The sequence below is a fragment of the Microbacterium sp. CFSPD4_SD4 genome (assembly GCF_057364585.1).
Map to the genome: position 1 here is coordinate 63,633 of NZ_JBNFOC010000011.1, position 16,789 is coordinate 80,421.

General features: G+C 72.0%; 15 protein-coding genes. 6 read left to right on the forward strand and 9 right to left on the reverse strand.

The window, feature by feature from the left end:
• The first annotated feature begins 30 nt into the window (after positions 1-30).
• Positions 31-1,065 carry a LacI family DNA-binding transcriptional regulator gene (locus tag AC2W7E_RS14190; protein ID WP_025104712.1) on the forward strand — a complete coding sequence of 345 codons (1,035 nt, stop codon included), beginning with the start codon at positions 31-33 and terminating at the stop codon, positions 1,063-1,065.
• Positions 1,066-1,074: 9 nt separating this feature from the next.
• On the opposite strand, the gene AC2W7E_RS14195 is transcribed toward AC2W7E_RS14190, so the two are convergent.
• The 3 genes from AC2W7E_RS14195 to purM are packed head-to-tail and all read right to left on the reverse strand — an operon-like array spanning position 1,075 to position 4,988.
• The gene (locus tag AC2W7E_RS14195) at positions 1,075-2,397 is read right to left on the reverse strand and encodes an MFS transporter (RefSeq protein WP_029989706.1); all 1,323 of its coding nucleotides are present in this window, start codon (positions 2,395-2,397) and stop codon (positions 1,075-1,077) included.
• Positions 2,397-3,869 carry an amidophosphoribosyltransferase gene (gene purF, locus AC2W7E_RS14200; protein WP_025104714.1) on the reverse strand — a complete coding sequence of 491 codons (1,473 nt, stop codon included), beginning with the start codon at positions 3,867-3,869 and terminating at the stop codon, positions 2,397-2,399. The genes AC2W7E_RS14195 and purF overlap by 1 nt, the downstream gene beginning before the upstream one ends.
• A 6-nt stretch (positions 3,870-3,875) precedes the next feature.
• Entirely contained in the window at positions 3,876-4,988 is a 1,113-nt protein-coding gene (gene purM, locus AC2W7E_RS14205; protein WP_378869303.1) for a phosphoribosylformylglycinamidine cyclo-ligase, read from the reverse strand.
• A 230-nt stretch (positions 4,989-5,218) separates the two neighbouring features.
• Between purM and AC2W7E_RS14210 the strand changes: the two genes are divergently transcribed.
• Positions 5,219-6,724, forward strand: coding sequence for a DUF5979 domain-containing protein (locus AC2W7E_RS14210; RefSeq protein ID WP_378869300.1), 1,506 nt, complete (start codon positions 5,219-5,221; stop codon positions 6,722-6,724).
• A gap of 73 nt (positions 6,725-6,797) precedes the next feature.
• Here the strand turns inward: AC2W7E_RS14210 and AC2W7E_RS14215 are convergent, their stop codons facing one another.
• The 3 genes from AC2W7E_RS14215 to AC2W7E_RS14225 are packed head-to-tail and all read right to left on the reverse strand — an operon-like array spanning position 6,798 to position 8,655.
• Positions 6,798-7,364, reverse strand: coding sequence for a DUF3618 domain-containing protein (locus AC2W7E_RS14215; protein ID WP_378869297.1), 567 nt, complete (start codon positions 7,362-7,364; stop codon positions 6,798-6,800).
• Positions 7,361-7,783, reverse strand: a complete 423-nt coding sequence (locus tag AC2W7E_RS14220; protein ID WP_025104718.1) for a phage holin family protein — start codon at positions 7,781-7,783, stop codon at positions 7,361-7,363. The genes AC2W7E_RS14215 and AC2W7E_RS14220 overlap by 4 nt, the downstream gene beginning before the upstream one ends.
• Positions 7,780-8,655, reverse strand: coding sequence for a hypothetical protein (locus AC2W7E_RS14225; protein WP_378869294.1), 876 nt, complete (start codon positions 8,653-8,655; stop codon positions 7,780-7,782). Before AC2W7E_RS14225 ends, AC2W7E_RS14220 begins: the two co-directional genes overlap by 4 nt.
• Before the next feature lie 152 nt (positions 8,656-8,807).
• Here AC2W7E_RS14225 and AC2W7E_RS14230 point away from each other — a divergent pair, with 152 nt between their 5' ends.
• Entirely contained in the window at positions 8,808-9,413 is a 606-nt protein-coding gene (locus AC2W7E_RS14230; RefSeq protein WP_029989711.1) for a hypothetical protein, read from the forward strand.
• On the opposite strand, the gene AC2W7E_RS14235 is transcribed toward AC2W7E_RS14230, so the two are convergent.
• Positions 9,410-9,745, reverse strand: coding sequence for a hypothetical protein (locus AC2W7E_RS14235; protein ID WP_025104721.1), 336 nt, complete (start codon positions 9,743-9,745; stop codon positions 9,410-9,412). The genes AC2W7E_RS14230 and AC2W7E_RS14235 overlap by 4 nt on opposite strands.
• Positions 9,746-9,839: 94 nt before the next feature.
• Complete coding sequence (locus AC2W7E_RS14240; protein WP_485989365.1) at positions 9,840-13,286, reverse strand: HtaA domain-containing protein; 3,447 nt, start codon at positions 13,284-13,286, stop codon at positions 9,840-9,842.
• 162 nt (positions 13,287-13,448) lie between these two features.
• On the opposite strand from AC2W7E_RS14240, the gene AC2W7E_RS14245 reads away from it, so the two are divergent.
• Genes AC2W7E_RS14245 through AC2W7E_RS14255 form a run of 3 tightly spaced genes read left to right on the forward strand, consistent with a single transcriptional unit; the run spans position 13,449 to position 16,398 of the window.
• Positions 13,449-14,558 (forward strand): heme/hemin ABC transporter substrate-binding protein, encoded by a 1,110-nt coding sequence (locus AC2W7E_RS14245; protein WP_485989366.1) that lies wholly within the window; start codon positions 13,449-13,451, stop codon positions 14,556-14,558.
• Positions 14,555-15,628 (forward strand): FecCD family ABC transporter permease, encoded by a 1,074-nt coding sequence (locus AC2W7E_RS14250; protein ID WP_378869282.1) that lies wholly within the window; start codon positions 14,555-14,557, stop codon positions 15,626-15,628. Before AC2W7E_RS14245 ends, AC2W7E_RS14250 begins: the two co-directional genes overlap by 4 nt.
• Positions 15,625-16,398 (forward strand): heme ABC transporter ATP-binding protein, encoded by a 774-nt coding sequence (locus tag AC2W7E_RS14255; RefSeq protein ID WP_378869279.1) that lies wholly within the window; start codon positions 15,625-15,627, stop codon positions 16,396-16,398. The genes AC2W7E_RS14250 and AC2W7E_RS14255 overlap by 4 nt, the downstream gene beginning before the upstream one ends.
• On the opposite strand, the gene AC2W7E_RS14260 is transcribed toward AC2W7E_RS14255, so the two are convergent.
• On the reverse strand, positions 16,395-16,763 hold the full coding sequence (locus AC2W7E_RS14260; RefSeq protein WP_217582796.1) for a sterol carrier family protein: 369 nt from the start codon (positions 16,761-16,763) through the stop codon (positions 16,395-16,397). The genes AC2W7E_RS14255 and AC2W7E_RS14260 overlap by 4 nt on opposite strands.
• Positions 16,764-16,789 lie beyond the last annotated feature (26 nt).

A 16,789-nucleotide genomic window follows, 5' to 3' on the forward strand; every position in this document is an offset into this window, starting at 1 on the left:
TTTCCGCCGATGGATCGCTACCATTGGGGCATGTCCCCTCGCCGTCCGAAAGACGACCGCGCCCCCAGCCAGGTCGACGTCGCCCGCCTCGCCGGCGTCTCCACCCAGACCGTCTCGCGCGTGATGTCCGGACAGGACAACGTCCGCCCGGAGACCGCACGACGGGTTCTCGCCGCGGTCGAGGAGCTCGGCTACCGGGTGCACGCCGCCGCCGCGTCGCTCGCCTCGGGCCGCACCCGTGTGCTCGGCGTGATCGTGGTCTCGACCGATCGCTACTCCTCCGCCGCGCTCGGCGTCGGCATCCAGCAGGCCGCGGCGGCGAACGGCTACACCGTGACCACGGCGGCGGTGGCCGACCATGCCTCGGACGACGCGTTCCTCGAGGCCTTCGATCGCCTGGAGCGGCAGGGCGCGGAGGGCATCATCCTCGGTGTTCCGATCGCCCTGGACACGCCGGCGATGCGGGCGCGTACCGAACGGACGCCCGCCACCCGGAGTGAGCGCACCTCCCTCGAGGAGGACGCCCCGCTCGCGGTCGACCAGCGCGCGATCGCCCGCCTCGCCGTGGAGCATCTCCTCGACCTCGGCCACGAGACCGTGTGGCATGTCTCCGGCGACGACTACTGGACGGAGACGCAGCAGCGCAGCGAGGCCTGGGAGCAGACGCTCCGCGAGCGCGGCATCGTCCCGCCGCCCGTGATCCCGGCGGACTGGACCCCGGAGTCCGGGTACCGGGCGGGCCGCACGATCGCCGCGATCCCCGAGGCGACCGCGGTCTTCGTCAGCAGCGACGAGATGGCGTTCGGCCTCATCCGCGCCCTGCATGAGGCGGGGCGCAGCGTGCCGGAGGACATCTCCGTCGTGAGCGTCGACGACATCGCCCTCGCCGCCTACGCCTCCCCCGCCCTGACCACCGTCCGTCAGCCGTTCGAGGCCATGGGCCGCGCCGCCGCGCTGCGGCTCATCACCCAGATCGAGGGCCACGACCCGGTCGGCGAGATGCCCTCCACCGACCCGCAGCTCATCGTGCGCTCCTCGACCGCGCCGCCTCGCGTCACGCGTTGACGGCCATCGTCACCAGCGGCCGTGACGCCGCTCCCACTCGTCCTCGATCGTGCGGCGGCGACCGGCGATGATGCCCGCGGGCACCGAGACGACCAGCACCCCTGCCACCACGAGAAGCGGCACCTGCCACCCTCCGCTGGTGTCGTGGAGAAGGCCGACGAGGAGCGGGAACACCGCCGCGATCGCGTAGCCGATGCTCTGCACGAAGCCGCTGAGGGCGACTGCGCTCTCCGGCGTACGGGCCCGGATGCTCAGGAGCACGAGGCTCAGCGGGAACATGATCGCGGTGAGCCCGAAGATCGCCACCCACAGCGGCAGCGCGACGGTCGGGAAGAGCAGGAGACCGGCGAGCCCGACGAGACCGGCCACCACGGCCACGAAGAACAGCGGGCGGGTGGCCTGGAACCGCACGACGAGCACCGGCACGAGCATGGAGCAGGGCAGTCCGACGAGGGCGAAGAGCGAGAGCAGGAAGCCGGCGGTCGCCGGGGTCACGCCACCGAGGTCGACGAGGATGGTGGGCAGCCAGGCGAAGGCGACGTAGGCCATGGTCGACGACGTGCCGAACACGAGCGCGAGGGCCCACGCCAACGGCAGCCGCCAGAGCCGGCCGAAGACGCGGGGGCTCGCCGACTGCGTCGTGATCGGCCCGGTCGAGGCGGCGACCGCGTCGCGCACATCGTCCACGCCGTCGGTGGGGTCGGGAACCAGGAGCTCCGTCGGCACCGCGCGGTCGTCGCCGCGGGAGCGCACCAGCAGCGTGACCCAGGGCACGAGCGCGAGGGCGGCCACCACGCCCCACATACCCAGCGAGATCCGCCACCCGAGCGAGTCGGCGACGGGGACGGCGACCAGCGGCGGGAGGAAGGTCGAGACCGCGAGCGTCGTGGAGTATGCGGTCATCATGACGCCGAGCCGGTCGGCGAAGTACTTCTTGACCAGCGGCGGCAGCAGGACGTTGCCCGATCCCACACCGGCGAACACGACGGCGGTCGCGGCCAGCAGACTCCAGGAGTCGGGGGCGAGGCCGCGCAGCAGCATGCCCGCCGCCATCAGCACGATCGCCACGACCGCCATCCGCTCCAGCCCGAACCGGCGCTCGAACAGCGGGGTCAGCAGTCCGAACAGCGCGAAGCAGACGGGCGGAGCCGCGCCGATCAGCCCCACGATCACGGGGGCCACCGGGAAGTCCTCGGCGACGTGGTCGAGGACAGGAGAGAGCGAGGCGACCGCCGACCGCAGCGAGAACGCGACCAGCACGATCCCGATCAACGCGAGGGCGCGCCCCTGCCAGAGGGGTCGGCCCTGCGGCGAGCTCAGGGACCCGGACATCAAGAGGTCTGCGACCCCTCCACCCAGGCGAGGTACTCGTCGGTGACGGTGCCGGTGACGTAGCGGCCGTCGAAGCAGCTCATGTCGAGGTCTTCCAGTACGGAACCTTCGGTGATCGCGGCCTTCAGGTCGTCGACCTCCTGGTACACGAGGTGGTCGCAGCCCAGCTCCTCCGCGATCTCGGGGATCGTGCGGCCGTGGGCGATGAGCTCGTGCCGCGAGGGCATGTTGATGCCGTACACGTGCGGGTGCCGGACGGGCGGGGCGGCGGAGGCGAAGGTCACCGAGGCGGCTCCGGCATCCCGGGCCATCTGGATGATCTCCTTCGAGGTGGTGCCGCGCACGATGGAGTCGTCGATCAGCAGCACGTTCTTGCCCTGGAACTCCGTCGACATGGCGTTGAGCTTCTGACGGACGCTCTTCTTGCGCACCGCCTGCCCCGGCATGATGAAGGTGCGGCCGACGTAGCGGTTCTTGTAGAAGCCCTCGCGGTACTCGATGCCGAGCTTGCGGGCGACCTCCATGGCCGCGGGACGGGACGAGTCGGGGATCGGCATGACCACGTCGATCTTGTCCATCGGCACGTGCTTCGCGATCGTGTCGGCGAGCTTGTCGCCCATCCGCAGGCGGGACTCGTACACCGAGATGCCGTTCATGACGGAGTCGGGACGAGCGAGGTAGACGTACTCGAAGGCGCAGGGTGCGAGGTGCGTCTCGGTGGCGCACTGCTTCGTGAACAGCTCGCCCTCGTTCGTGATGAACACGGCCTCGCCGGGCTCGACCTCGCGCACGACCTCGTAGTCGCCGTTCTCCAGCACGAGGGACTCGCTCGCCACGACCCACTCGTCCTTGCCCTCGGCTCCGGGGACCGTGGAAGGGCGGCGGCCCAGGATCAGCGGACGGATGCCGAACGGATCGCGGAACGCGAGCAGGCCGTAGTTGGCGATGACGGCGATCACCGCGTACGCGCCCTCGATGCGGTCATGCGTGCGGGCGACGGCCTCGAAGATCCGGTCCGGGTCGAGGTCGACCGTGGAGGTCGTGGCCTGCAGCTCACCGGCGAGCACGTTGAGCAGCAGCTCGGTGTCGCTGGACGAGTTCAGGTGCCGACGGTCGCGCTGCGCCATGTCGGCGGCGAGCTCGCGCGTGTTCGTGAGATTGCCGTTGTGGATGAGGATGATGCCGTAGGGCGCGTTCACGTAGAACGGCTGCATCTCCTCTTCACTGGACGCGGTGCCCTTGGTGGCGTAGCGGACGTGGCCGAGACCGACGTTGCCCAGCAGTCCGCGCATGTCGCGGGTGCGGAACGCCTCGCGCACCATACCCTGGGCCTTGGCGTTGTGCATGACGCCGTTCGCCTCGGCGGTGGCGATGCCCGTCGCGTCCTGCCCGCGATGCTGCAGCAGCAGGAGGGCGTCGTAGATGTCCTGATTGACCGGGGCAGAGCCCACCATTCCGACGATGCCGCACATGGGCTCTTACTTCGCTCCGTCCGCGTAGGCGCCGACGAGGCGCACTGCTCCACCATCGACGCCCTTGGCGCCCTGTTCGAATTCGCCGGCCGGACGCGGGCCGAAGCCCACCGTGCCGACCTGCCAGGAGGGCATGCCCTCGGCGTTCAGCGCCGCGATCGCGGCGTCCGTCCTGTCCGCCGCCACCACGGCGAGGAATCCGATGCCGAGGTTCCAGGTGCCCTCGGCGGATTCCAGCGTGGAACCGGCGATGTCGCTCAGCACGCGGAACACCGGGCTCGGCGACCAGGTGCTGCGGTCGACCTCGACCCAGCTTCCCTGGGGGAGCACGCGCGCGAGGTTCGCCGCGATGCCGCCGCCGGTGACGTGGCTCAGCGCGTGGACCCCGCCGGAGGCCTCGATCAGGCGCAGCAGCGGCAGCGTGTAGAGGCGCGTGGGCTCGAGCAGAGCCTCGCCCCAGGTCGAACCGAAGTCTGCGGCGTTGTCGCCGTAGGAGATCCCGGCTCGGGTGATGATGTGGCGCACGAGCGAGTAGCCGTTGGAGTGCAGGCCGCTGGAGGCGACCGCGATGACCGCATCGCCGTCCTGCACGCGCTCCGCGCCGAGGATGGCGTCGGCCTCGATCACGCCCGTCGCCGCGCCGGCGACGTCGTAGTCGCGCGGACCCAGGAGACCGGGGTGCTCCGCCGTCTCGCCGCCGACGAGCGCGGTGCCCGTCGCGGCGCACGCCTCGGCGATGCCGCGCACGATGTCGGCGATCCGCTGGGGGACGACCTTGCCGCAGGCGATGTAGTCGGTCATGAACAGGGGCTTCGCGCCCACCACGACGATGTCGTCGACGACCATGCCGACCAGGTCCTGGCCGATCGTGTCGTGCTTGTCGATGGCCTGCGCGATGGCGACCTTGGTGCCGACGCCGTCGGTGCTGGTCGCGAGCAGCGGACGCCGGAAGTCGCGCAGGGCGCTGGCGTCGAACAGACCGGCGAAACCGCCGACACCGCCGAGCACCTCGGGGCCGTGCGTCGCGCGCACGGACGACTTCATCAGTTCGACGGCGAGGTCACCCGCCGCGGTGTCGACGCCGGCTTCGGAATAGGGGTTGGTGGGGGAGGCAGCCACTCGAACAGCCTACCGCCCGCGGGCGCCGTCGGCTCGCGGCCCGCTTCGAGCGCGGGGCGGATCGAGCGATACCGAAACGTCCTCATATGTAGCGTAATCATCCGCGCATGTGAGAGTCTGTCGGCGAATCGTGCGGGCTCGACGACCGGGTGTCCCGGAAAGAACAGGAGAGGTGGACTGTGCGCATACAGAAGAAGAGAACGGAGCGACGACGCAGGCGAAGCCGGGGCGTGGCGAGCAGCGCCGTCGCCCTCCTGGCCCTGGTCGGACTCGCGGTGCCGCCGACGGCGCAGGCGGCGGAGCTGGATGCCATCACGGCGGTGACGGTGGTGGAACCGACAGGCGACATCCACCTGTACGACACCCTCCGACTCGAGGCCACCTGGGCCGTTCCGGACAGCGCGCAACCGGGGGACACCTTCTCGCTCGCCTTTCCCACGACGCCCCGCTTCGTCGGGGTGGCTGCGACGTTCCCCCTGCGGGACCCCGCCGGCGCGACCGTCGGCACCTGCACCGTCGCGGCGACCGCCATCGCCTGCACGCTGAGCGACTACGTCCTCACGCATGACAACGTCCACGGCACCCTGTTCTTCCAGATGAAGGCGGAGGAGTCCACCGAGGAGGACACCGTGACGTTCACCACCGGGGACGGTGGTCCGATCACCGTGGAGATCCCCGGCGGCGGCGTGGGCCCCCAGCGCCCGGAGCCGGTGCCGACGGATGCGACCAAGTCGGGCGTGCAGACGACCGACGGGACGATCGAGTGGTACATCTGGGTCCCCGGACGACTGCTCGGTGGAGAACGCCCGACCCTCACGGACACCGCGACCCCGGGACTGAACCTGCTGCCCGACACCGTGGCGATCGGCTCGGTCGCGACCGACGCGTGGGCAGGCGGCCTGTTCGACCCGGCGGACTTCCACCCGCTCTCAGCGGGGTCGGACTTCGTCCTCACGCCGGGCGACGCCGGCTCGTCGTTCACCGTGGAGCTCACGGCGCCGGCGCAGGCCGACCGCCTGTATCGGCTGTCGTATCAGACCGAGCTGCCGGCGGATGCGCACAACGGCCAGGTGTTCGCGAACACCGTCTCCGGATCGAGCGTCACCACCACCACGGCGACCGTGACCGCGAGCGTGGCGGGCGGCGACGGCGAAGGGGACGGGCGCGGCGGGTTCTCGGTCGCGAAACGAATCGTCGGCGAGGGAGCATCCCTCGTCCCGGCCGATGCGACGTTCGCCGTCGACTACTCCTACCCCACCGCGGACGGTGCGGTGACCGGAACGCTCATGCTGCCCGCGGACGGCACCGCGCGCGACGTCGCGCAGATCCCGGTGGGCGCGGTCGTGACGCTGTCCGAGCACACCGCGGAGGCCGTGCCCGGTGTCGTGTGGGGAAGCCCGCAGTTCACCGGCGACGGGGTGACCGCGACCGACGGAGGCGCACAGCTCACGATCAGCGCGGATTCCGTCGTGACCGTCGAGCTGCGCAACCCGACCACGCTCTCCCCGCCATCCCCGACCACCCCGCCGACCACGGTCGAGCCACCCTCCCCCTCGGCTCCCGCGACGCCGCCCGCTCCCCCCTCCCGGGGCCTCGCGGCCACCGGCGGCGACGCCGGCGGCCTGATCGGACTCGCCGCCGGGGCGGTGCTGGCCCTCGCGGCGGGGGTCCTGCTCAGCCGGCGCGTCCGGACCCGCGCAGACTCCGCACCGGGACGCACCGGCATCGAGACCTGACCCGGCCCTCGGCACGCGAAGGGCCCGGTCCGACGGATCGGACCGGGCCCTTCATGTGGCGGGTGCGCGGGCATCAGTTCCCGCCGGCGACGTTGTCGCGGGCGTCCTGCGCACTGCTCTTGACCTCGTCGACCGCGTGGGTCGCGTCGTCACGGACGTGGGCGGCGGCACCGGCGGCCTCGTCCTTGACGGTGGCGAAGGCCTCCTGCGCCGGCTCCTTGAGATCCTGGCCGATGGTCTTGGCGACGTCGGTCGCCTCGTCGACGAGAGGCTGCGCCTTCTCCTTGATGTCCTCGGCCAGTTCCTTCTCCTTCGAGGAGGCGGGGATGACGGCGGCCACGACGAGCCCCGCAGCGAAGGCCATGAGCCCCACCGCCAGCGGATTGCCCTGCGCCTTGGCCACGGTGTGCCGTCCGGCGTCGGCGACCGAGGAGGATGCGTCCCCCAATCGGTCCCCGGCGTCGTCGGCGGCGCCCATGACACGGTCGACCGCCGAGCGCACGGCGCCCTTCATCTTCTGCGTCTGCCGGTGCACGACCTTCGAGGGGGTGACCTTGTCGGCGAGGGCATCGACATCCCTGCCGAACTCCGCTCGGGTCCGCTCGATGTCGGCGCGGATCGCGTCGGGTGAGTCGCTCATTTGTTCTCCTCATTCCTCTTCACCGCATCAGGGATGCGCTTGAGGCTGTCCACGGTGCGCGGAGCCCCTTCGATGCTCTTCAACTGCTTGCGTCCCATCACGAACAGGACGAGGGCGATCAGCGCCCAGATGACGGCGACGATCACGGCCGACCAGCCGAGGCCGGTGACGTAGGCGCCGAGGGCCCACCAGAGGGCGACCGACAGGAAGAACACGGCCATGAGTGCGCCGTATCCCGCTCCGCCGAGCATCCCCGCCCCCCGGCCCGCGCGCGTGGCGGACTGCTTGAGCTCGGCCTTGGCCAGCTCCAGCTCCTGCCGCATGAGGGTCGACAGATCGGTGGTGACCTCGCTGAGCAGATCGCCGAGTGACGTGGTCTCGGCCTTCTGCTCCGAGGGCGTGGGGGTGGCGTCGGTCATGGTCGCCCCTCTTCGTCGGATCCGCGGGTGGCGGCGTCGGTGCGGTCGTAGAGCGGGGTGTCCCCGTCGTCGACCGTCTCGCCGCGCGGCGTGACGCCCCACGGGGCGGTGCCGGCATCGATCCCGCTCATGCCGTCCGGCGCTCCGGGCACGGTGCCGTCGGTGGGCAGCGGCGGCTCACCGAGAGTGGTGTTCTCTGCGGTGCCCGCGCCTCCGACCACTCCCGCGGCGCCCGCGCTGCCGGGGACGGCGCCGGGCGTGGTCGCCGGGGCGACGACGGGACGCGGCGGGACCGCGGGGGCCGCCGCTCCCGCCACCGACGGGGAGCCGGAGCCCGATGCCGCGCCGGACGAGGCGGACTCCGCCGCACCCTCGGAGAGCGCCCTGGTCAGCCGGCCGGCGACGAGACCGGCGAGCGCAGCCACCGCGATGAACGTGCCGGGCTTCGCCCGCGCGTAGGACTTCACCTCGGTGAGCAGCGAACCGGGGTCGCGGTCGCCGATCCAGCCCGCGATGCCCTGGATGCGTGTCGACGCCTGGCGCACGAGGTCGGCGGCGACACCGCCGTCGGACCGCTCCGCCATCGTGCCCAGCTCCCCGCCCACGGACCGGAGTCCGTCCGCGACGCGGCGCTGCTGCACCGCCGCCTGCTCCGACAGCTCCGTCTTGGTCTGGTGGTACAGGTCGCGCACCTGATCCTTGGCTTCGTGGGCGACCGCCCCGGCTTCGGCCTTCGCCGTCTCGACGACGTCCGCGGCCTGGCCCTTCGCCGTGTCGGCGACACCCGCGGCCTCATGCGCGGCGGTCCGGACGGTGCCCGGAGACTCGGTCGTACCGCTGCCCGCGGCACCTTCTGCATTGCTCTGCGACATCGTTCTTCCTCTCGACTCCCGCCGACGGCCGCCGACGTGTGAGCAGGTTTACCCCCGGGTGCGGCGATCACAGCGAGGGTTGACGCGGCTCGCAGTGGGCATTACCGTGCCGGGACTCCGCACGGCTGCCGCACCCGCCTACGATGGGGGCCATGGCCGACAAGCCGCAGTGGCTCATCCGCGAAGACGCGAGCGTCCCCGTGCTCGTCGCGCTCGCCCTGCGCCAGCTGCTGGGCATCAGGGCGCCCCTCGATCTGCCGTCCCTCCGCGACCTGTCCGTGCGCGCGCCCGATGCTCCGGACGCCTCCCCCGAGGTCGAGACGCAGTGGCAGGGCTACTGGGACATGACCGTGGAGCCGCGGGCCCACCACTCCGGCGTCCCGCTCGAGCTGATCGACGGTTTCGACACCCTGGTGGCCCTCCCGGCGACCGGCGCCGAAGCGCTCTCGACCGCGATCCGTCCGCATGCCGGCACTGCGCTCCGGTATGCCAACGCCGCGCACGACCGATACGTCGGGTCGATGAAGAGCCACACGGGCGGAGACGCCTATCGGGCGTACGCGAGCGCGATCGCGGAGTTCGAACGCGATATCGGACGCCGCGCGCACTCGTTCGAGCTGAACGTGCAGGTGCTGCCGCTGTCGCAGCGCGGGATCTGGTGGATCGGCGACCTCACGGTCGCGGTGACCGATGGGCTCCGCCGGGACGTCGTGGCGTTCGACTCCGCCATCCGTCCCGTGATCGCCGAGCTCGCCTAGGCGCGGTCGGTCGTCGTGTCGTCCTCGTCGATGACGGTCTCCCGGTCGACCCTCACGACGCGGTCATGGCGGCGGGCGATCCGCTCGAGAACGAGACCGGCGACGCCACCCAGCGCCAGCCCGATCGGCACGGTCCACAGCAGCAGGAAGCCGAAGACCTGACCAGGCGGGTAGACGACGTCGAGCGCCTGCGACTGCTCGAAGCTGCCGACCATCGTGAAGATGCCGGCGGCGATGATGCCCAGCACGACCCCGATGCCCATGAGCACGCCGTACCGCGGTACGCGGCGCACGGTCGCTTCGACGGTCTGGTGGGTGTCGTGGGAGGGCATGCCTCCATTGTCCCACCCTCTGCGGGCGTACGCAGCCGCACACGGAACCGCCCTCCCCGATCACCGGGGAGGGCGGTTCCGGTAGCCGCCGGACTCAGACCTCGGTCGTCGTCTCGGCCGGCTCCCCCCTCCGGGTGCGACGCACGATCAGCACGCCGCCCGTCGCGGCCAGCGCCACGACCACCAGACCGCCCACGATCCAGGGCCACACCGGAGCTTCCTCGGTGGCGACCGGCGCGCTGATCGCGGTCACCGCCGCGTCCGCCTCGGCCTCCGGCTCGGACTCCTCCTCGGCGGGAGTGCCGCAGGCGCCGTCGACCGGGATCACGGCGGAGACCGGGTCGAGCTCCTCGCCCGCCTCATACGTGCCGAACGCGGAGGCACCGGCCGCGGTCAGCGTCGTGGGAACCGCATCGAGGGTCAGCGCGCCGTCGACGACGGCGGCGTCCGCGAGGGCGAACTCGGCGAGACGCACGCCCTCTTGCGCCACCGCTTCTCCCGCCTGCGTGGTCCCGGTCACGTCGAACACGAGGTAGCCGGTGTCGCCCGTGAGCTCGACCCGCGCGTTCGCCAGCGTCGTGTTCAGCGCCCCATCGTGGCCCGTGAAGGTGATGCTGCCGCCGTAGGTGACCAGGCCCGAGCCCGCCGCGTCGTGCAGCGAACCGGTGCCGTTCGACCACACGAAGGCGGGGTACTCGTAGGCCACGTCGGTGAGCGTCCAGCCGCCCCGCGCGATGCCCTCGATGTACGTGCGGAACGACTCCTTGTAGCCCCAGTGCAGGGTCGCCCCCTCGACCGTGCACACGCCGATCTCCGTGGTCGCTCTGGCGAGCGTGAACGCGAGACCGCGATCGACCGAGCCCTGGAAGGTGAGCGTGTGCTCGCCGTCCGCGAGTGTGGCCGGGAGGGCACCCGACCACGTCGCGACGCCCGCCGCGTCGGCCGTCACCGTGCCGAGCAGCACCGGGGTCGAGTACACGACGACCTTGATGCCCTCCTCGTTCGCACGGAAGCCGGAGGCGGAGACCGTGGCCGTCTTCCCGGCGGCGAGCGCGGCGAGGTTCTCCTCGTCGACCTCGATGCCGGCCGCCGTCGGCGCGGTCGTCGGGAGCGTGGCCTTCGGGACGACCGCGGCCGCCGCGACCGTTCCCGTCGTACCCGACGGAGCGGCGGCGACGGAGCCGATCGTGAACGAGACGGGGTTGAGCGTGGTGCCGTACCCCGAGAGGACGCGGTCGCGTCCGGCATCCGTGAGGGCGGCGGGTGCCGCCGTGTAGGTGACGGCGCCACCGGCCGTCGTGCGGACGGCGCGGGAGAGGTCGAGGGTCGCGAACGGCACCTGCGCACCCCCGCTCGTCACGAACAGCGTGGCGGAGGACGCCGAGGTGATCCGGATCATCGGATCGGCGACCGTGACGTCGAGCACCCCGTGGTGGCCGGTGAAGCGCACGGCACCGCGGTAGACGACACTGCCGCGTCCGGAAGCCGCGTCGAAGTCGCCGCCCACGGTCTGCCCGAACTGGAACTGGCCGCCGGACCGGGTGGCGCCACCGGACACGGCGATCGCGCCCTGGGCGATCGGGCCGGTGATGTAGTTCGTGAACGAGGACGAGATGGCCCAGCGCAGCGACCCGCCGGGGACGGTCGCGGCCGGCTTCGCCGGCGTCACCGGGGGCATCGGCGTGACCGGGGGCTTCGGCTCGGTCGGCTTCTCGCCGAGCAGTGCGCGCCACTGCGCGTCGGTGATCGTGACCGCTGCGCGCGCGTAGATGGTGTCGGCGGTCGGCATCGTGTGCTGCTGCCACACGATCGCCTCGTATGTCTTCGTCCGGTCGAGGTTCTTCGCCGCCGCGTTCAGGTCGACGGCGAAGACTCCGAAGCCGATGTTCCGGACGTACTGCATGGCGAGGAAGCCGCCGCCGGCGGTCACCTCGGACTCCGTCCCCGCCTCGATGAGCGCCACGTAGGCGCCGGTGACCGCGCCGAGCTCCGCGGCAGTGACCTTCACCGTGAGCCCGTCCGCGGCGGTGGCGCCGGTGACGGCGGTCGTGACCGACGGTCCGGAGGAGGGCAGCAAGGCGTTCCACTGCGCGTCGGTGACCGTGACGGTGGAGCGCGCGTAGATGGTGTCCGCGGTCGGCATCGTGTGCTGCTGCCACACGATCACCTCGTACGTCTTCGAGCGGTCCAGAGCACTCGCCGCCGCGGTCAGGTCGACGCTGAAGCCGCCGCCGGTGATGCCGCGCACGTACTGCATCGCGAGGAAGCCGCCTCCGGCGGTGACGTCGGCCTCCGTACCCTTCTCGATCAGCGCGGCGTAGGCACCGGTGACGGCACCGAGCTTCGTCGCCGCGGCCGTGACCGTGAGGCCGTCCTCGGCGGTCGCCGCGGTCACGGTGGTCGTCAGCCCCGAGGCGATGCGGTAGTCCAGAGCGACGCTGCGCTCCTGGTCGGCGTTGACGACACCGCCTGCCGGGTAGGTGTACACGCCGTAGGAGCCGGGCGTCGCCGGGGTGTCCTTGAGCGTGAGCGTGACCTGGAACGAGCCGTCGGGCGAGATGTCCACCCACTGGGCGCGGATCGCACCCTGGTACTGCGTCGGGACCTGGGTCAGCACATCCTCGGCGAGCGCCCAGGCCTGAGCACCGACCGAACGCGCCGAGGACGGCGCCCCCTGCGAGGGCTGCCACGTCGCGGCGAAGTTGCCGAAGACCACATAGGCGCCCTGGGGCAGATTCGACGGGATCGGGACGCCGCGTCCGCCGACGTTCGCGGCCGGGTCGTATCCGGTGCCCTTGACGACGATCTCGTCGCCGGCCTGGAGGCGAGCGCCCGCAGCGGGCGTCGTGCCGTCGGCGAGGAACACCTCGATGGCGGCTTCGGCGGGCGCCGGCTCGGTCTCGCCCGGGGCCGTCTCCCCGGGCTCCGTCTCCCCGGGCTCGGCCTCCCCGGGCTCGGTCTCCCCGGGCTCGGTCTCTCCGGGCTCCGTCTCGCCGGGAGTCGTCTCCCCCGGCTCCGTCTCGCCTGGAGTCGTCTCTCCCGGCTCCGTCTCACCCGGCTCGACGGGCGTCGTTCCGAAGACCGTGTCCCACTGCGCAGCTGTCACCGTGACGTCGCCGCGGCCGTAGATCGTGGCGGCTGTCGGCGCGGTGTGCTGCTGCCAGACGAGCACCTCGTACGTCTTCGTCCGGTCCAGGGACGCCACGGGCGCCTGCAGCGTGAAGGACGCGGCCCCCTGCTGCACGCTCGGGAAGGGCAGCGCGAACGCGGCGTAGCCACCACCGGCGGAGATGCCGCTCTCGGTGCCCGACACGATCAGTGCGGCATAGACGCCCGTCACGTCGGGCAGGCCCTCGGCCCGCACCTGCACGGTGAGGCCGCTGGTGTCGGCGGACGACACCGCCGCGGTGACGGTCGCCGCAGCCGCGTGGGCCGGTGGGCTGACCATCGCCCCGGCGGCGACGAGGACGAAGGAGACGAGGGCGGCGAGCAGGACACGCAGGCGTGTGCTCGCTGAGGGCGTATGTGCTGTGGCGTTCACGGTTCTCCGCGGCGCGCCGGGCGCGATCGATCGCGCGCCCCTGCGGCGCCGCACGGCAGTCGGGCGAGGGTGGACTTTGGTTAGGCTTGGCTAAGCAAGCCGCCGATCCCGAGCGTAGAGGGGCGCCAGTGAGGGCGTCAAGTTTTAGGATAGCCTTGCCTAATGCGACGCGCTCCTGCCCTGCTTCTCGCCGCCGCGTTGGCCCTCGGACTGGCCGCGTGCGCCGGGTCGGACTCCGGCCCCGGGTCGGCGGCACCCCCTGTCGACGACGCCTGCCCGCAGGCCTCGACTCCTCTCGCCGATCTGGACCTGGTCGCCGACGTGCGCGCAGCGACGGGCCCCTCGACCGCGTGCCTCGCGAGTCACGCGGTCGCGCCCGTCGATGACGACACCGCCCCGGCGCTCCCGGTCACCGTGACCGACAGCGAAGGCCGCGAGGTCGAGATCACGGATGTCGATCGCATCCTCCCGATCGACATCTCCGGCACGATCGCCTCCACGGTGTTCGCGCTCGGGCTCGGCGATCAGGTCGTCGGACGTGACGCGTCCACGCAGTTCCCCGGCACCGAGGATCTCCCGGTCGTCACCAAGACCGGGCACACGCTCAACCCGGAGGCCATCCTCGAACTGGCCCCGACCGTCGTGCTCACCGACACCACGATCGGCCCGAAGGAGGTCCGCCAGCAGCTGCGGGATGCGGGCATCGCGGTCGTCGTCATCTCCAGCGACCGCCGGATCGACACCACCGACGCGCTCGTGACGGAGATCGCCACGGCCCTCGGCGTCCCGACGCGTGGCACGGCGCTCATCGCCCGCCTCGACACCGAGCTCGACGCCGCCATCGCGGAGATCGCCGAAGTCACCCCGTCCGCCGCGACGGACCGCGCACGCATGCTCTTCCTGTACGTACGCGGGAGCGCCAACGTGTACTACATCTTCGGCGAGGACTCCGGGGCGGACTCCCTCATCGATGCGGTCGGCGGTGTCGACGTCGCGGAGGAGATCGGCTGGGAGGGCATGAAGCCGATGACCGCGGAAGCACTCGTCGCCGCGCAGCCCGACGTGCTCGTGATGATGACGGACGGGTTGGAATCGGTGGGCGGCGTCGACGGGCTCATCGAACGCATCCCCGCCATCGCCGAGACCCCCGCAGGAGCACACCGGCGGGTGATCGACATGGCGGACGCCGAGATCCTCAGCTTCGGCCCCCGGTCGGCCGATGTGATCAGCGCCCTCGCCCGGGCCCTGTACGCGCCGGAACCCGCCTCGTGACCGGCGAGGTCGTCACCCCGACGCCGACCCGGCATCGGGGACTACGCTTCGCGACGGTCGTCATCGCCCTCGTCATCGGCCTTCTCGTCACGGGCGTCGCGTCGATCACGAGCGGGCAGTACGACCTGTCGCCGACCGCGCTCCTGGACGTCCTGTTGCGCGGCCTCGGCATCGACACCGCCGGGACTCCGGCCGCGGCGACCGACGACGGCGTGATCTACAACCTCCGCCTCCCCCGACTGGTCCTCGGCCTGCTCGTCGGCGCCGCGCTCGCGGTCTCCGGCGTGCTCATGCAGGCCATCTTCGGCAACCCTCTCGCGGACGCCGGCGTCATCGGCGTCTCCTCCGGCGCGGCGCTCGGAGCGGCGGCCAGCATCACGTTCGGCCTGGCCACCTTCGGCATGTGGACCACGCCCGCCTTCGCCTTCCTCGGGGGTCTCGCGGCCGTCTTCTCCGTCTACCTCCTGAGCCGCTCCGGCGGTCGCACCGAAGTGGTCACGCTGCTGCTCACCGGCATCGCGATCAACGCCATCGCTGGCGCCGGCATGGCCTTCCTCACGTTCCTCGGCACGACCTCGACGCGCGAGCAGATCGTGTTCTGGCAGCTCGGCTCGCTGAACGGCGCCCTCTGGTCGAACATCCAGCTCGTCGCGCCGCTCGTTGCGATCGGGATCGTCGTCGCCCTGATCGTGGCGCCGGGTCTGGATCTCTTCGCCCTCGGCGAGCGCACCGCCCGGCACCTGGGCGTGCCGGTCGAGCTGCTGCGGATGGTCGTGATCGTCACGGTGGCACTGCTCGTCTGCGCCGCGGTCGCCTTCGCGGGGATCATCGGGTTCGCGGGCCTCGTCGTGCCCCACCTGATGCGCATGCTGATCGGCCCCGCACACCTCCCGCTCGTGATCGCCTCCGCCCTCGGCGGCGCGCTCCTCATCGCGGCCGCCGACCTCGTGGCGCGCACGGCGGTGCCGCTCGCGGACCTCCCCATCGGCATGATCACGTCCCTCGTGGGCGGCCCGTTCTTCCTCTGGCTCCTCGTGCGGACGCGGCGGCGGTCGGGAGGATGGGCGTGAGCCCGCGCCTGAGGGGCCAGGGGCTCACGGTGCGGGTCGGGGACGGACGCACCATCCTCGACGACGCGGCCATCTCCATCCACGCCGGCGAGGTGCACGCCCTCGTCGGGCCGAACGGCGCGGGCAAGTCCACCCTGTTCGGCGTGCTCGCGGGGGACGTCGCTCCGGTGTCCGGCACCGTCCTCCTCGACGGCCGTCCGGTCGCGGGTGTCCGTCCCCGCGACCTCGCCCGGCAACGCGCCGTGCTGCTGCAGGAGAACGCCGTCACCTTCCCCTTCACGGTCGAGCAGGTCGTGCGGATGGGACGCACGCCGTGGGCGCGGAGCCCGGCCGCCGAGGAGGACGACAGCGTCGTGGCGGCGGCGATGGCGACGACCGAGGTCACGGCGCTGCGGGAGCGCTCCGTCCCCTCGCTCTCCGGGGGTGAGCGCGCGCGGGTGGCGCTGGCCCGCGTGCTCGCCCAGGACACCGGGATCCTGTTGCTCGACGAGCCGACGGCGGCCCTGGACCTCAAGCATCACGAAGACGTCATGCGGGTGATCCGCAGGCGGGCGGAGGCCGGGGTCGCGGTCGCGGTCGTGCTGCACGACCTCAACGCCGCTCTCGCGCATGCGGACCGCGTCACTCTGCTCGCGGGCGGTCGGGTCTCCGCCACCGGCACGCCGGCCGAGGTCCTCACGGCCGCACGGATCGAGGAGGTCTACGGGCAGCCCGTCGATGTCTTCCCGCACCCGCACACCGGGGTGCCGCTCGTCGTGGCCCGGCGCTAGGGGCGCAGCGGGAGGACTCCCGTGAGATCCGCGCGCGTGCCCGAGGCGTGGATGCGTCCGGCCGTCGCGGCGTCCGCCCATGCCTCCGCGCCGGTCGCGACCGCGATCCAGGTGGCGGCGTCCATCTCCACCACGTTCGGCGGAGTCCCACGGGTGTGCCGCGGCCCCTGGATCACCTGCACGGCTCCGAACGGCGGGACGCGCACCTCGACGCTGTTGCCCGGTGCCTTCTCGTCGAGCAGCTGCAGCAGGTAGCGCACCGCGGTGGCGAGCTCCGGCCGCGCCGGCTTCGTCCCCGCGGCCTCGGCGTCGCGCACGGCACCGAGCGCCGCGCGTCCGTCGACGATGTCGATCTTCCTGGCCATCCCCCCACCCTAGATCCGCCGCGGCG

Excerpts from the sequence above, each read along its gene's own strand:
- AC2W7E_RS14190 (WP_025104712.1), top strand. The coding sequence starts at position 31 with ATGTCCCCTCGCCGTCCGAAAGACGACCGCGCCCCCAGCCAGGTCGAC.
- AC2W7E_RS14195 (WP_029989706.1), bottom strand. The coding sequence starts at position 2,397 with ATGTCCGGGTCCCTGAGCTCGCCGCAGGGCCGACCCCTCTGGCAGGGG.
- purF (WP_025104714.1), bottom strand. The coding sequence starts at position 3,869 with ATGTGCGGCATCGTCGGAATGGTGGGCTCTGCCCCGGTCAATCAGGAC.
- AC2W7E_RS14215 (WP_378869297.1), bottom strand. The coding sequence starts at position 7,364 with ATGAGCGACTCACCCGACGCGATCCGCGCCGACATCGAGCGGACCCGA.
- AC2W7E_RS14220 (WP_025104718.1), bottom strand. The coding sequence starts at position 7,783 with ATGACCGACGCCACCCCCACGCCCTCGGAGCAGAAGGCCGAGACCACG.
- AC2W7E_RS14225 (WP_378869294.1), bottom strand. The coding sequence starts at position 8,655 with ATGTCGCAGAGCAATGCAGAAGGTGCCGCGGGCAGCGGTACGACCGAG.
- AC2W7E_RS14230 (WP_029989711.1), top strand. The coding sequence starts at position 8,808 with ATGGCCGACAAGCCGCAGTGGCTCATCCGCGAAGACGCGAGCGTCCCC.
- AC2W7E_RS14235 (WP_025104721.1), bottom strand. The coding sequence starts at position 9,745 with ATGCCCTCCCACGACACCCACCAGACCGTCGAAGCGACCGTGCGCCGC.
- AC2W7E_RS14245 (WP_485989366.1), top strand. The coding sequence starts at position 13,449 with ATGCGACGCGCTCCTGCCCTGCTTCTCGCCGCCGCGTTGGCCCTCGGA.
- AC2W7E_RS14260 (WP_217582796.1), bottom strand. The coding sequence starts at position 16,763 with ATGGCCAGGAAGATCGACATCGTCGACGGACGCGCGGCGCTCGGTGCC.